Origin of the sequence: Undibacterium paludis (genome assembly GCF_022568815.1) — a bacterium.
GTDB lineage: Bacteria > Pseudomonadota > Gammaproteobacteria > Burkholderiales > Burkholderiaceae_D > Undibacterium.
This window is the reverse complement of sequence record NZ_JAKZHX010000022.1, coordinates 22,501-36,243: the sequence shown is the minus strand read 5'-3', so window position 1 is coordinate 36,243 and position 13,743 is coordinate 22,501. Positions and strand designations below refer to the sequence as shown.

The 13,743-nt window shown below is 54.9% G+C and carries 14 protein-coding genes; 8 read left to right on the top strand and 6 right to left on the bottom strand.

The window, feature by feature from the left end:
- The first annotated feature begins 68 nt into the window (after positions 1–68).
- Both LZ463_RS27150 and LZ463_RS27145 read left to right on the top strand, forming a co-directional pair.
- Positions 69–545 carry an arsenate reductase ArsC gene (locus tag LZ463_RS27150; protein WP_241459457.1) on the top strand — a complete coding sequence of 159 codons (477 nt, stop codon included), beginning with the start codon at positions 69–71 and terminating at the stop codon, positions 543–545.
- Entirely contained in the window at positions 542–1,219 is a 678-nt protein-coding gene (locus LZ463_RS27145) for an MIP/aquaporin family protein (RefSeq protein WP_241459456.1), read from the top strand. The genes LZ463_RS27150 and LZ463_RS27145 overlap by 4 nt, the downstream gene beginning before the upstream one ends.
- 47 nt (positions 1,220–1,266) lie before the next feature.
- Here the strand turns inward: LZ463_RS27145 and LZ463_RS27140 are convergent, their stop codons facing one another.
- Together LZ463_RS27140 and LZ463_RS27135 are read right to left on the bottom strand one after the other, a co-directional pair.
- Positions 1,267–1,785, bottom strand: a complete 519-nt coding sequence (locus LZ463_RS27140; protein ID WP_241459455.1) for an O-acetyl-ADP-ribose deacetylase — start codon at positions 1,783–1,785, stop codon at positions 1,267–1,269.
- Between the two features lie 8 nt (positions 1,786–1,793).
- Complete coding sequence (locus LZ463_RS27135; RefSeq protein WP_241459454.1) at positions 1,794–2,273, bottom strand: HAD family hydrolase; 480 nt, start codon at positions 2,271–2,273, stop codon at positions 1,794–1,796.
- 128 nt (positions 2,274–2,401) lie between these two features.
- Between LZ463_RS27135 and LZ463_RS27130 the strand changes: the two genes are divergently transcribed.
- From LZ463_RS27130 to LZ463_RS27115, 4 genes are all read left to right on the top strand, one after another.
- Positions 2,402–3,388 (top strand): chromate resistance protein ChrB domain-containing protein, encoded by a 987-nt coding sequence (locus LZ463_RS27130; RefSeq protein ID WP_241459453.1) that lies wholly within the window; start codon positions 2,402–2,404, stop codon positions 3,386–3,388.
- A gap of 94 nt (positions 3,389–3,482) precedes the next feature.
- Complete coding sequence (locus LZ463_RS27125) at positions 3,483–4,616, top strand: chromate transporter (protein ID WP_489686157.1); 1,134 nt, start codon at positions 3,483–3,485, stop codon at positions 4,614–4,616.
- A 10-nt stretch (positions 4,617–4,626) separates the two neighbouring features.
- The gene (locus LZ463_RS27120; protein ID WP_241459451.1) at positions 4,627–5,034 is read left to right on the top strand and encodes a rhodanese-like domain-containing protein; all 408 of its coding nucleotides are present in this window, start codon (positions 4,627–4,629) and stop codon (positions 5,032–5,034) included.
- Positions 5,035–5,125: 91 nt separating this feature from the next.
- Positions 5,126–5,617, top strand: coding sequence for a chromate resistance protein ChrB domain-containing protein (locus tag LZ463_RS27115; RefSeq protein ID WP_241459450.1), 492 nt, complete (start codon positions 5,126–5,128; stop codon positions 5,615–5,617).
- A gap of 118 nt (positions 5,618–5,735) precedes the next feature.
- Here the strand turns inward: LZ463_RS27115 and LZ463_RS27110 are convergent, their stop codons facing one another.
- Positions 5,736–6,044, bottom strand: coding sequence for a YgdI/YgdR family lipoprotein (locus LZ463_RS27110; protein WP_241459449.1), 309 nt, complete (start codon positions 6,042–6,044; stop codon positions 5,736–5,738).
- A 447-nt stretch (positions 6,045–6,491) separates the two neighbouring features.
- On the opposite strand from LZ463_RS27110, the gene LZ463_RS27105 reads away from it, so the two are divergent.
- Positions 6,492–7,982, top strand: coding sequence for a DUF4214 domain-containing protein (locus LZ463_RS27105; RefSeq protein WP_241459448.1), 1,491 nt, complete (start codon positions 6,492–6,494; stop codon positions 7,980–7,982).
- Between the two features lie 162 nt (positions 7,983–8,144).
- On the opposite strand, the gene LZ463_RS27100 is transcribed toward LZ463_RS27105, so the two are convergent.
- Together LZ463_RS27100 and LZ463_RS27095 are read right to left on the bottom strand one after the other, a co-directional pair.
- Positions 8,145–8,357 (bottom strand): DUF6434 domain-containing protein, encoded by a 213-nt coding sequence (locus LZ463_RS27100; RefSeq protein WP_241459447.1) that lies wholly within the window; start codon positions 8,355–8,357, stop codon positions 8,145–8,147.
- 137 nt (positions 8,358–8,494) lie between these two features.
- Complete coding sequence (locus LZ463_RS27095; RefSeq protein WP_241459446.1) at positions 8,495–9,274, bottom strand: metallophosphoesterase; 780 nt, start codon at positions 9,272–9,274, stop codon at positions 8,495–8,497.
- A gap of 356 nt (positions 9,275–9,630) precedes the next feature.
- Here LZ463_RS27095 and LZ463_RS27090 point away from each other — a divergent pair, with 356 nt between their 5' ends.
- On the top strand, positions 9,631–10,866 hold the full coding sequence (locus LZ463_RS27090) for a hypothetical protein (protein ID WP_241459445.1): 1,236 nt from the start codon (positions 9,631–9,633) through the stop codon (positions 10,864–10,866).
- 437 nt (positions 10,867–11,303) lie between these two features.
- Here the strand turns inward: LZ463_RS27090 and LZ463_RS27085 are convergent, their stop codons facing one another.
- The gene (locus LZ463_RS27085; protein ID WP_241459444.1) at positions 11,304–13,670 is read right to left on the bottom strand and encodes an Ig-like domain-containing protein; all 2,367 of its coding nucleotides are present in this window, start codon (positions 13,668–13,670) and stop codon (positions 11,304–11,306) included.
- Positions 13,671–13,743 lie beyond the last annotated feature (73 nt).

The following is a 13,743-nucleotide window of genomic DNA, read 5'->3' as shown; positions in this document are numbered from 1 at the left end:
CCCGCTGACGCACGCTCGCTACAGATCGTCAGCAGGTTCTGAGCAATTCATTTCATCACCTTATCATCATGAACATACTTTTTCTGTGCACGGGCAATTCTTGCCGTTCCATTCTGGCTGAGGCCACCTTCAATCATCTTGCGCCTGCCGGCTGGCGGGCCATGAGTGCGGGCAGCCAGCCCACCGGGCAGGTGCATCCACGTTCGCTGGCTTTGCTGGACAGGGAAGGGATCGCGACAGACGGTTATTTCAGCAAGTCCTGGGATCACTTGCCGGTGACGCCGGATATTGTCATTACGGTGTGCGCCAGCGCTGCCGGTGAAACCTGCCCGGCCTATCTGGGGCCTGTCTTGCGCACGCACTGGGGTGTGGAAGACCCTGCCCATGCCACGGGTACCGATACAGAAATTGATGCTGCCTTCATGAAAGCCTACCTGGTCTTGCGCACGCGCATCGAAGCCATGCTGGCCTTGCCACTGGCGACGCTGGCGCAGGACCGCCAGCAGTTCAAGCAGGCGCTGGACCAGATAGGCAAACTCAAATGACGGGCTTGGCGCGACGCCTGGTGGCCGAAGGGCTGGGTACGGCCATGCTGCTGGCTGTGGTGGTGGGCTCTGGCATCATGGCAGAGCGCCTGGCTGGTGGCAATGTCGCCATTGCGCTGCTGGCCAATGCGATTGCCACTGGTGCCGGCCTGATCGCCCTGATTTTGATGTTTGGTCCGGTATCGGGGGCGCATTTCAACCCTGTGGTCACCTTGTCAGAAGCGGTTCAAAAGAATTTGCCCGGCAGGGATGTATTGCCGTATCTGCTGGTGCAGGTGCTGGGCGCTTTTGCCGGTGTCGCTGCGGCGCATGGCATGTTTGACTTGCCCTTGTTCGCTGCGTCTGAACACGTGCGTACGGGGCTGTCGCAATGGTGGAGTGAATTTGTCGCCAGCTTTGGCCTGATTGCCGTCATCATCAGCTGTTCACGCAGCCGCCCGACAGTGACGCCGTTTGCGGTGGCGGCCTATATCACGGCGGCTTACTGGTTTACGTCTTCGACCTCATTTGCCAACCCGGCAGTGACACTGGCGAGGGCGGCGACGAATACTTTTGCCGGCATACGCCCGGCAGATGCGCCGGGTTTTATCGTTGCCCAGTTACTGGGGGCGGCTGTGGCGACGCTGGTGTTTGGCTGGCTGTATCCTGCACCGGGCAGAGCACATCAGTCCTGAAGGACTGGCAACCTGGTCCGTCAAGGCGGACCGGGAATCAGTTCTGTTCAAGCCTCTTTGTTGTTGTCCAGCACAGCCAGATAGATATTGAGGTCATCCTCTGAAAAGCAGCAGAAAATCACTTCTTCAATCTCCGGGTAATCTTTTAATGCCGCTCGCACGCTGCTGACGGCGACTTCGGCTGCCTGGGTGATGGGGTAGCCATAAATGCCGGTGCTGATGCTGGGAAAGGCGATGCTGGTCACTTGCCTGTCGGCGGCGATGCGCAGGGCGTTGGTGTAGCACGATGCCAGCAGGTCTGGTTCACCGGTTGTGCCGCCGCGCCATACCGGGCCGACGGTGTGGATGATGAAGCGGGCGGGCAGCTTATATCCCTTGCTCAGCTTGGCTTCGCCTGTCTTGCAACCACCCAGTAGACGACATTCATATACCAGGTCTGGGCCGGCTGCACGATGTATCGCCCCATCGACGCCACCACCACCGAGCAGTGATGAATTGGCGGCGTTGACGATGGCGTCAACTTGCAGTCTGGTGATGTCGGCGCGCTGGGCGTGTATCAGTGGCATGGTGCAGATCAATAGGGTTTAAAGGAGTGCAGTCTTTGGGGGAGTGCAAGTAGCACATTATCATCTGCCTGGCCCAGATAGGGGCTAATGTGCAAGTGATTACGTGGCTGTCGGGCGATTTTTTCTGGTGAATCGTCGACCATGATGATGTGTTCCAGGGTATAGCCCCGGATTTTTCTCAGGTCCTTGATATAGACATAACTATTGGTTCTGACATCAACTCGCTGTATGCAACGTTTGACTGACCAGGCAAATTTGAGTGGATGTCTGAAAATCCGGCTCACGATGGCATCGACATAGACTTGTGACGATGAAGACCAGACGGCCAGATCAAAATCCGTGGCGAGTTCCGCCAGCATGTCGGCGACAAATGGTCGCTGGTAGATGAGGTAGGGTGTTATCTCAAACTCAGCTGGTCGCGACAGGGCGTGTTCAGTGGCGTGAACCAATGTTTCATCAAGATCAAAAACCACAAGCCGGCGCTGCATCAGAGAAACTTTCTATTTGTACATGAACAGATGTTAGCAAATTGCAAGGCATGCAGGCATGTGATTTAATTTATGTATATATCTCTACAAAATTTGTAGTAAACGTTTATTTCGTATATATTGACCCCATGAAAACCGAATCCAACACTTTAGATACCTCCGCCCACTGGTTGCTGCTGGTCATCAGCCTGCCGACCAATAGTGCGACCGGGCGCATGCGTATCTGGCGTAACCTGAAATCGCTGGGTTGCGGTTCTTTGCGGGACGGGGTTTACCTGTTGCCATCCGGCGGGGCACAGCAGCAGGCTCTGCAGGATTTGTCGGAAGAAACCCGGCGCGAAGGCGGCAGTGCCTGGCTTTTGCAGGTGGGCACGCAGACAGCGGACGAGGCCCGGGCTTTTAAGGCGCTGTTTGACCGCAGTGATGAACATGCTGTGTGGCTGGGCAACCTGGCGGATGTGCGCGCCGGTCTGGTAGTCATGAAAGCGCCTGAGATTGGCAAGCTCTTGCGCAAGTTGCGGCGTGACTATGAGGGCTTGCGGGCGATAGATTATTTCCCCGGTGAGAGCAGCAAGACGGCAGAAGCAGCCTGGATGGATTTTGTGCAGGTGGCAGAAAGCCTGTTGTCACCCGGTGAGCCGCAGGCAGTCAGTGCGCAGATCCCGTTGCTCGATATAGCCCAATACCAGGGGTGCACCTGGGCCACACGCCAGAAGTTGTGGGTGGACAGGGTGGCCTGCGCCTGGCTGATACGGCGTTTCATCGACAGGCAGGCGCGTTTTTTGTGGCTGGCTTCGCCCGCAGATTGCCCGCCTGATGCGCTGGGCTTTGATTTTGACGGGGCACGTTTTACCCATGTGGGTGAGCGCGTCAGTTTTGAAGTCTTGCTCGCCAGCTTTGATCTGGAAGCCGATCGCGGCCTGCAAAGACTGGGGGCGATGGTGCATGTGCTGGATGTGGGCAGCGGCTTTGTGCCCGAGGCCAGCGGCTTTGAAGCCATGCTGACCGGCGCCAGGCAAAGTGCGCGTGACGATGATGAATTGCTGGACAAAATGAGCATGGTGCTCGATGCGTTTTACCAGCATTTTTCTGTGGAACAGGGGGCTGCAAAATGAGGGATACATCATGAGCGGGGATGGACAAAATCAGCAGTTGCCACAAGCAGCAGCGCCGGCCTTGCCAGCGCAGCCAGCCTATAGCCTGTGGCAGATGATCATGTACATGCTGCGTCTTGGTGCGCTGGGTTTTGGCGGGCCGGTGGCCCTGGTCGGTTATATGCATCGCGACCTGGTGGAGCAGCGTGGCTGGATCAGCGAGGCTGACTACAAGGAAGGGCTGGCGCTGGCGCAACTGGCGCCGGGGCCGCTGGCGGCGCAGCTTGGCATCTACCTGGGCTATGTCCATTACCGTATTGCCGGGGCTACGCTGGCTGGTATTGCCTTTGTGCTGCCGTCATTTTTTATGGTGGTATTGCTGGGCTGGGCCTATGTCAGTTATGGCGGACTGGTCTGGATGCAATCGGTGTTTTATGGCGTCGGTGCGGCAGTGGTCGGCATCATCGTCATGAGCACAAAAAAGCTCACGCAAAAAAGCATAGGCAAGGACAAATTGCTGTGGGCGATTTACCTGCTGCTGGCCGCGCTGACCTTTGTGACAGAGACAGAAATCGCCTGGCTGTTCATCGCCGCCGGTGTGCTGGTCTGGTTGTTGCGGGCACCGCCAACATGGCTGCGTGGTGGCCGGGGCAATGCGCCCAGCCTGGCGCTGGCGCAAATCCCTGTGCTGGGTAGCCTGCTGGGTGCGCAGGATGCATCGCTGCTGATGCAGATCGGCATTTTCTTTGCCAAGGCCGGGGCGTTTGTGTTTGGTTCTGGCCTGGCGATTGTGCCCTTTCTGTATGGCGGCGTGGTGACCGAGCATCACTGGTTGAACGACAAGCAGTTTGTCGATGCCGTTGCGGTGGCGATGATCACGCCGGGGCCGGTGGTGATTACGGTCGGTTTCATCGGTTACCTGGTGGCGGGTTTGCCGGGCGCCTGTGTGGCGGCGCTGGCGACGTTTTTGCCCTGCTATCTGTTCACGGTCATCCCGGCGCCGTATTTCAAGAAGTACGGCAAGCTGCCCGGCGTGGTGGCCTTTGTTGATGGCATTACCGCAGCGGCGATAGGGGCCATTGCCGGTTCCGTGCTGGTCATCGCCAGGCGTTCGATACTCGACGTGCCGACGGCTGTCATTGCCATCGTCAGCATCGCCCTCTTATGGAAATTCAAGAAATTGCAGGAACCCTTGCTTGTTGCGGCCGCAGCGATTCTGGGATTGTTGATTTACCCCTTATTACATTGAAGGAAGTGTCATGAATACAAATACAGCTTTGTCCGCAGGTGCGTCCCTGGATTCGTCCATCGTCAGCGTTGACCAGCTCATGCGTGAACTGAGTTCGGCCTGCCCGCCGGCACTCATTGATGTGCGCAAGCGCCCGGCCTTTGAGGCTGATACGCATCAGATCGTCGGTGCAGTCTGGCTCGACCCTGAACAGGTCAGTGGCTGGGCCAGTGCCTTGACGGGGCAGCAGAATGTGGTCGTGTATTGCATCAAGGGTGCTGAGGTGGGCGTCAATTGCGCCAGGGCACTCGCCGAGGCCGGGGTTGCCGCCCGTTATCTGGAAGGGGGCATTGAGGCCTACAAACGGGCTGGCGGCATGCTGGCCAAACGTGGCGCTGCTTATGATGGTGGATATGGCGGACATGGTGCGCCAAACTGAAATCTGATTGACTTGATGACGAACGATTGATTGAGGCCTTGTCTGGTGATACCGGTGCAAGGCCGTGATGTGCCGACAGGAGGAACTGATCATGCAATGGATTACCCGTGAACGACCCAAGATAGACCGTATTGCCTGCCCCTGGCTGATACGCCATTTCATAGATGCCGATGCAGAGTTTTTGTATGTACCGCATGCCGACATCATGCGCATTGCCGCCGAGACGGGCGCCGTGCCCTATGACATCCCCGGTGTGGAATTGAGCCATGTCGGTGACTTATGCAGCTTTGATGCTTTCCTGGAGAAATATGCACTGACCGACCCTGCACTGGCCATGCTGGCCAACATCGTGCGCGGTGCTGACACCAGCCGCCTGGACCTGACGCCGCAGTCCGCCGGCCTGTATGCCCTGTCGCTGGGCCTGTCGCGTAATTTTGCCGATGACCATGAGATGCTCAGCCATGGCATGGTGATGTATGACGCCCTGTATGCCTGGTGTCAGCATGGTCAGGCAGAGGCGCATAACTGGCCGCCGGTGTTAGAACCTGTTTACGATCTTACTGCGCGGATGTCAGCGGGGTAGGTGTAACAAAAGCGCAGCGCAAAAAGCGGAATGTACTTGAGTACATGAGCATGTTGAGCAGCGCATGAACCTCGATCACGCCCGCGCAGTAAGATCGTGAACAGGTTCTTAAATTGATTTATTGCTTCTGGGTCGTGGCGGGGCTTTTTTCAAACTGCGCATTGCCCAGATACTTCAGGTATTTGCTGTTGCCGTCGGCGTCTGCCATCTGGTAATACTCGCCCACATGCAGGGTGGGCAGGCCGTCATTGAGGGCTTGCATTTTTTCAGCGGTGACATAGTGCACCGTGCCCGATTGCGAGTCGATTCTATAGACCTTGCCGTCCGACGCCGTCACTAGTTGATAACGCGGACTGGACCAGCTCCCTTCACAGGCCGACAGGGTGAATAACACCAGTATGGTCAACAGGATACGCAGTTCTTTCATGCCTACTCCAGGAAATTGTCAGCCGAGACCTCAAGGCTCAGGGGAAAATGAAAATATATTTGCTAGATTGTTATTCTAAAAATATAAATGATCATTATTGAAATTGCAACTAAATTTGTTATTAATCTGCTTTTAATGCTAACAAGCAAGCATTGTGCCTTCTACGATAGCCAGAGTGGCATCCAACAGCTGTATTTCTGTAATTGTTAAATAAGTTGACAAACCAGTGTTGTCATAAATGGCATGAAACAGTCTGTTACAATCGCCGCGTAAATATTTTTGCGTTTATTTGCGTTTAATTAACCCATTACTGAATGCATCCGGCAGGGTATTCCGTTATTAAAAGCAGTCAATACCGGCAGACCGGGGCGCAGTGTCGGTAGCCTGGTCACCAAAACAGTAATCGCCTTATTACCACCCCAGTCAGCACACAAATATATCTTCCTTATGGCAACCATCAATATCAAACAGTCACAAAACGTCATCAACACCAATTACCAGAGCGCACAAAAAAATCCCCCCACTAATGGTTCACTGGGCAGCTTGTTTGATGCCTTTGCCAAGCTCGGTGCGGCCTGGTCCAAAGATCACCAGTATTATTCCTCGTTTGACTTCAGCGGCAGCCGGGTGCAGTTCGGCTTTCCTGATGGCGCCACGATGATCTATAACGGCGTGGTGCTGGATAACCCGAACGCCACGCAAGGTTCTGCCACCGCGACCAGCGTGCAGATGTACAAGAACGGCTTCATGTCCATCACCGAGACAGGCCGTTTCAGCTTTGACTACAGCATCAGCGGCAACAACACCTTGTCCATCAACAGTACCGGTGTACAGGCATCGAGCTTTTTTGTCTCTACTCTGTTGCCGACCAACAGCCCGTCCTATGACCCGGTTGTCGGTAACGTGGCGATCACCGTGCAGGGGTCCATCAAGGGGGATACCAGCGGCAACAGCAGCGGCACCGTCACCCGTATTTCGACGACGGCAGACAAGTTCATGACTTCCAGCAGCATAGATGGTAACTTCAGCTTGTCTGGCAACACTCTGTCGATAGGCCAGGGCCTGTCCAAGTCAGTCGTGACCGGCACGATGACAGCCACCTCCACCGAATACCGCGATGGCAGCTATATGCGCATCAGCGGTGTATCTGCACCGATAGCCGCCAACCAGGTCATCGATGAAAAGCTGCTGGCCAATGAATCACTGTTTGGCGACGCCGATGTCATCAATGTCGATTTGCCGTCGACCTTGTATTCAGACTACCTGATCGCCTCTGGCGCCGGGGCAGACCTGATCACCATCAACGGCGGCGGTGGCCGCCTGCACGTCAACGCCGGCAGCGGTAATGACGCGATCAATGTTGGCACGGGCAACCACAATATTGACGGCGGCACCGGCATGGATACCGCCATTTTCAACGGCGTTGCAGCCGGGTTTAACGTCAGCAAGACAGGTGGCGGCTATCAGGTGCGCGTCAACGCCAGCGGCGACGTCGACAGCCTGGTCAATGTAGAGCGCCTGCAATTTGCCGACAAGAGCGTCGCCCTGGATATCAATGGCACCGCTGGCCAGGCCTACCGCCTGTACCAGGCAGCCTTTGGCCGCAAGCCTGATCTCGAAGGTCTTGGTTACTGGATCAAGGACATGGATAAAGGCTCCAGCCTGACCACCGTGGCGGCCGGTTTCTTCCAGTCACCAGAATTCCAGAAGCTGTATGGCGCCAATCCATCGACCACGACCCTGATCACCAACTTCTATCAAAACGTATTGCACCGCGCACCTGACCAGGCCGGTTTTGATTACTGGAACAATCAATTAAGCACAGGCAAAATCACCGCAGCGGGCGCACTGGCCAGCTTCTGTGAAAGTACCGAAAACCAGGCACAGGTGATCGGCACGATACAGAACGGCATAGAATTCAAGCTGTGGCAGGGGTGAGAGCGACAAGATAGCCTTGCCTGTCATTCAGGCATAGCTGAATGATCTCAGGGAAACCCGGTTTTTTAGCCGGGTTTTTTGCTGCTTGCTCGGGAGGGCGTTGCGTTTCATGTCCGGGTGACGGCGTCACGGCATCACCCGTGTCAGAAGACGGGCGGGGGATCAGTCTTCAGCCTGCCGCCTCAGCCATTCATCGGCAACGTCACCCATGGTCTTATAGCTGTCGTCACGTATCCAGGCCATGAACTCCTGGTCAAACTTGAAGTCTTCACCGCAATGCTCAAGCAGGAAGCGCCGCACGTTTTGCGTGTTCCTGTAATTGAGGTCGACTTCTGTTTCTCTTGTGATGGGATCGCTATGCCAGTCGAAGTCCATGTACGCCACCTAGTGATAAAAAAGCCCTGCACGTTTATTATCGCATCAGTCTGCAGGCTTTGCTTTGGATATGCGCGGGCATGTTGCAAATGGGTTTTACGGGCTTGTTTTCCCTACTTGTTGTCCTACATAGGTTACTACAGCGTCACCACCAGATTGGGATCAAAGCTGGCGTTTTCCATCCTGCCATTGCGCAGGGGATAACCGCAAGGGTTGCAGATCACGCGGCATGTGCCGAGCCGGTAATCAAAACTGTCATGCATGTGGCCGTGTATCCACAGGTCAGCCCTGGCGGCCAGCTGTTCCAGGTTGGAGGCAAAGGCGGCGGAACTCAAATCCTCGGCATAACGCAGTGCAACAGACTGCATGGACGGGGCCATGTGCGTGATGACCACAGTCTTGCCATGGAATGGGCTGTCGAGTTGCTTGCACAGCCAGGACTTTTGCCGGGCGTGCATCAGCGCCGTGTCCGCCGGTTGCAATTTGCGATAGCCATCACTGGCCAGGCAGATGCGTTCATAGTCGGCCATCACCTCTGCCGCTTCCTGCATGGCAAGGTAGCGTTGCTCTTCGCCGAACAGGCAAAAATCTGTCCACAGCGTTGCGCCGACAAAGCGTATGTCACCAAGCTTGAATTCACCGCTATCGAGAAAATGCACATTGCTGCTGGCCTTGCAGGCACGTGCAATGTCTGCCTGCATGTCTTCCAGGTTTTTGCCATAGGCTTCATGATTGCCATGCACATACAGCACAGGGATGCCGGCAAACTGCCGCTCCGCCCAGGCCACCGCCTTGTCACCCTTGTGGATATCACCGGCCAGCACCACGGCATCGGGTTTGCTGATGGAGGTGTCATAAATAGGGACGCTGTCACCCCAGATATCAAGATGCAGGTCAGACAGGATTTGCAGGCGCATGGTGTACAGGCTCGTGGCGGGTTTTATAGTATAGCGGCCGCAGCAGCACAGGGTGCATCGCCACTACATGTAAAAATATTATGGTGGTAATGGCTATTTTGCCATTATAAGTATGGTATAAATACCAAGTGTCCTGCGACGCATAACGTCGTCACGAACACAGCAGGCGTACTAACCAGACATCCCAGGCAGGTTAGCTTGTTTTCCACATCCTTCCTTTTACAGATCAACATCGACGTATTGCTATTGAAGTACCTGCACTGAAGCATCTGCACGGCAGGGCAAATATTATCCGCTCTTTGCCGCCCTCGCCGCATCACCAGGTTTTTTCATTTGATCATTTGCCGGAGAAAAGTATGAGAGTCAATGCGAGACTGAATTTGAAATTACATCCAGAACTGAAACAATACAAAAGCACCCTGACAGGCTGGCTGACCTGTCTGCTGGCAATGCTGGCGCTGATGATGTCCATGCCGGCCAGATCAGACACCTATGTAGACGGGCAAATCGTGTTTCCCGGCACCAATGTCTATGGCGCCACCATACTGGTCGATGGCAAATACAAAATGTGGCACAGCGCCTGGCAAGACAGTAGCACCAATATGGAAGATACGATTTATTATCGCGAATCAACCGACAACGTCAACTGGAGCGCCCCCATCCCCGTGCTGACTCCGAACAGGCTGGCGATGATGCTGCACCCCGGCCCCAATACATTCTCTGGACAGTTCATCCAGGGCCAGCGCTACACCATCGTCACCCCAGGCAGCCCCGGTGCTTTTTCTTTTGTCTACCTGGGTGCACCCAACAATAATGTCGGGACCACCTTCACGGCCAACCAGAGCGGCTTTGTGACCGACGGCAACGCCTTCAGGAATGTGTACATCAACCACGTCACCGACCCGTCCGTGACCAGGCATCTTAACGCCGCCAACGGGCTGGTCCAGTACACCATGTTTTTTACCATGTGCAGCCCCAATCTTTGTGACGTACAAACTGGCAATGAAATATGGTCCATGGTGTCGGCCGACGGCATCAACTGGTTTTATCCGCAAGCCCTGATCTCTGGCCCGACCGTCGCCGCATCCGAACCTTCCGCCATCTTCGACCCGCAGCCTGACGGCACGTACTGGAAGGTCTATTTTGACGACAGGAACGAGCCAGAAAAAGGCAAGGTCAAAATGGTGAGCGTCACTGGCGAGAGGCGGGCAGCATCGACAAACTACAAGACAGTTCTCAACGTCCCCGGTGCGACAGTCGCCAACCCTGAAGTACGCTACTTCAATAACCAGTGGCACCTGTTTGCCAATGTGTATAACGCCGGCCATTACCCCAGTGGCGAAGCCTACACAACGACCGCCAACATCTACAAGGTCACTTCGCAGAACAACACTGACTTTACCCAGTCAGTCCCGCAAGCCATCATCCTGAACGCTGGCGCACCGTACTGCGGCACCGTCGCCCCCGGTGTACAGGCAGTAGGCGGCAACCAGTACGACATCTACTTCGGCCTGATCCCCAACAGCGTCGCCGGCCAACCCTGCGACATGGCGGCGAATCGGTATATGGTCAGGTACAGGTTTGCGGAGTAGCAGGTAACAACAAACACGGGTGGTGTTGACGACGCTGTATCTGATACTGCTCGTGTGTGAGGTGTCGGGATCAACTGGCATGACGCACAATAAAAAGCCACTCGTATCCGACAGGGTACGAGTGGCTTAAATTGAAAGCATTTCAGTACAAAGCTATTTGACGCTTTCCAAAATTAAAACAACAACAAAGCTCAATGCTTTTACAGCAATCGGACTTTAGTTGGAGTCATCTTTATCCGTGTCATTGCGACGCTTGTGTGATCGCATCTCAGCTATTGAATCAACGACTGATACTACTCCACCAGCTATTGCTCCGAGTACAAACAAACAGAGAAAAATCTGTCGAGTGTCGTAGTCACTGAAAATGTCATTATCTGACACTATGTTGTATCCTAATAAGCAAATCAAAATTAAAATTGTACCGCGCCAATGTGCTTTCATTCTTTGCATTCCTGGCAAACTGGAAATGAATAACAAAAATCTACGCCAATATTAACACCGTACCCGCCGCCGCCCTTTCCTTTGGCGCCACCTGCCGAGCTTACACTCCAATCTTTATTGAATCCAACAGTAGCTTGCCCACCTACAGATACACCAAATCCTATGTCTGCTCCTACTCCAATACTTAGTCCACCCAAAGAGTCGGTATCGCCCATTACTGCTCCGGCACCCACACTACCACCGGCACCAGCGTACATTCCAGGTCCAATCCTGACACAAATGGTTTTGATTTTGCAAATTTGACCACTTGTACTAATTGCTGCACTATAACTTGCGCTTGCACCTGCCATAACGAAATGACCAGATGCACCAACTCCGCCCTGTGCGTACCCGCCGAATTCTGGTTTTTTACACTTACATTGCTTACCCTGCTTACTCTGTTCTATCTCTTTTTCCTCTTGTCGCAGCATATCAGGTCTTAAGTAAGTGCGAATTCCTGGGCCATCTTGTAGTCCTCTCGGGTCGACTTTAGTGACAGGATCTCCGCTAACGTATGCATAGGTATTTATTCCACCCCTCAACCCAATGGGGTCACTTTGGACATACCTGCCTGCCTGCGGATCGTAATCTCTAAAGTAGTTATAGTGCAGATTGGTCTCTTGATCAAAATATTGCCCCGGAAAACGCATGTTAAAGTTGAACCTGGTTTGCTGACTCGCAGGTTGCTCATTCGCAAGTGTTTCCCCAAACGGGGCTGAATCCCAGCGCCATACTTCAGTTCCTGTGCTATCAGTGACGACACGTGGTGTACCCAATTGGTCGTTACTAACGTCATACACTTTGGGTTGGTATGCTGCCACTATCACCGGCACAACTGCTGAGGTCGTGGTTGCCCCCAGGTTGTCTGTGGCCTTGGCCGTCAGGCTGTAATTGCCCTGTGTCACATTCGCCCAGTTGCTGGTATACGGTGCCTGTGTAACTGTTGCAATACTGTTCGTGCCATTCAAAAATTCTACCTGCGTGATCGTGCCATCGCTGTCTGCCGCAGTGGCATTCAAGATGATGGTTGCCGGTGCGGTAGCGTTGGCAGGATTGGCTGTCAGGCTTACTGTTGGCGGCGTGTTGTTGATGACGTTGACCGTGACTGGCGCGGTGGTGGCCGTGGCGTTTTTGTTGTCGGTTGCCTTGGCAGTGATGCTGTAGCTGTTGGCAGTGACATTGTTCCAGTTGACGCTGTAGTTGTTGCCGTTCGCTATCGTTGGTGCGGTGGCGGTGCCGATCAGCGTTGCACCCTGGTAAAACTCCACCTTGCTAATCGTACTGCCGGATGCCGGCGTGGCTGTCGCTGTCAGGCTGATGCCTGCCGGGGCAACGAAACTGCCATTGGCTGGTGCAGTCTGTGTGCCTTGTTTGACTGCGGGTGTTAGGTTGACGGTGGGCGGTGTCGTTGCTGCCGCCTTGACCTGCACACTGACAGCCGTACTGGTCTGCGTCAGGCTCTGGCTGTCAGTCACTTTGGCGGTAAGGCTATAAGTGCCCACTGCTGCATTGGTCCAGTTGTAGCTGTAGGGGCTGGCGGTTGCACTGCCCAGTAAGGTGGTGCCATTGTAGAACTCAACCTTTGAGATGCTGCCCTTGCTGTCTGCCGCTGTCGCTGTGATGGCAATCGGTGTGCCCACTGTCACACTGGCATTATTGGCCGGTGCAGTCAGGTTGACCGTGATCGGGTTAGTGACCGTGACGCTGACCGGGCTGCTGGTCGTTGTGCCGCTGAGGTTGTCAGTCGCCTTGGCGGTGATGCTGTACGTGCCTGGTGCGACATTGGTCCAGCTATAGCTGTACGGTGCAGTGGTGTCGCTGCCCAGCAGGGTGGCGCCATTGTAGAACTCGACTTTGCTGATGCTGCCGTCGGCATCGCTGGCATTGGCGGTGATGGTGATGCTGGCTTTGCCAGCCACACTGGTATTGGCAGCCGGGGCGGTGAGGCTGACTGTCGGGGCATTGTTGACGACAACGGCAACAGCAGCCGAAGTCTTGCTTTCATTATGGCTGTTGGTGGCTTTGGCGGTGAGGCTGTAGCTACCTGTCGCGACATTGCTCCAGTTGTAGGTATACGGTGCGCTGGTGACGGTACCAATCAGGGTCGCGCCCTGGTAGAACTCGACCTTGCTGATGGTGTCGCCGCTGTTAACGGCGCTGGCTGTCAGGGTAATGGCTGCCGGTGCGCCATAGCGGGCATTGGCTGCCGGTGCGGTCAAACTGACTGTGGGTGCGACGGCGAAGGCCGGGCTGCTGATGGCGAGGCCAGTCAGGCAGATCAGGGCGACGCTGGTCGCGATGATGTTTGATCTTGGTTGAAACAAATTTCTCTCCCTTGCCATCAGACCTGCTCTCGTGGGTGATCTGATGGCGGTTTTCGTAATGGGTTTAATCCGT

Bases quoted from the DNA above. Each gene is read 5' to 3' on its own strand.
- LZ463_RS27095 (WP_241459446.1), bottom strand. From the start codon at position 9,274: ATGCGCCTGCAAATCCTGTCTGACCTGCATCTTGATATCTGGGGTGAC.
- LZ463_RS27145 (WP_241459456.1), top strand. From the start codon at position 542: ATGACGGGCTTGGCGCGACGCCTGGTGGCCGAAGGGCTGGGTACGGCC.
- LZ463_RS27115 (WP_241459450.1), top strand. From the start codon at position 5,126: ATGCAATGGATTACCCGTGAACGACCCAAGATAGACCGTATTGCCTGC.
- LZ463_RS27125 (WP_489686157.1), top strand. From the start codon at position 3,483: ATGATCATGTACATGCTGCGTCTTGGTGCGCTGGGTTTTGGCGGGCCG.
- LZ463_RS27120 (WP_241459451.1), top strand. From the start codon at position 4,627: ATGAATACAAATACAGCTTTGTCCGCAGGTGCGTCCCTGGATTCGTCC.
- LZ463_RS27130 (WP_241459453.1), top strand. From the start codon at position 2,402: ATGAAAACCGAATCCAACACTTTAGATACCTCCGCCCACTGGTTGCTG.
- LZ463_RS27090 (WP_241459445.1), top strand. From the start codon at position 9,631: ATGAGAGTCAATGCGAGACTGAATTTGAAATTACATCCAGAACTGAAA.
- LZ463_RS27135 (WP_241459454.1), bottom strand. From the start codon at position 2,273: ATGCAGCGCCGGCTTGTGGTTTTTGATCTTGATGAAACATTGGTTCAC.
- LZ463_RS27105 (WP_241459448.1), top strand. From the start codon at position 6,492: ATGGCAACCATCAATATCAAACAGTCACAAAACGTCATCAACACCAAT.
- LZ463_RS27100 (WP_241459447.1), bottom strand. From the start codon at position 8,357: ATGGACTTCGACTGGCATAGCGATCCCATCACAAGAGAAACAGAAGTC.
- LZ463_RS27150 (WP_241459457.1), top strand. From the start codon at position 69: ATGAACATACTTTTTCTGTGCACGGGCAATTCTTGCCGTTCCATTCTG.
- LZ463_RS27140 (WP_241459455.1), bottom strand. From the start codon at position 1,785: ATGCCACTGATACACGCCCAGCGCGCCGACATCACCAGACTGCAAGTT.
- LZ463_RS27110 (WP_241459449.1), bottom strand. From the start codon at position 6,044: ATGAAAGAACTGCGTATCCTGTTGACCATACTGGTGTTATTCACCCTG.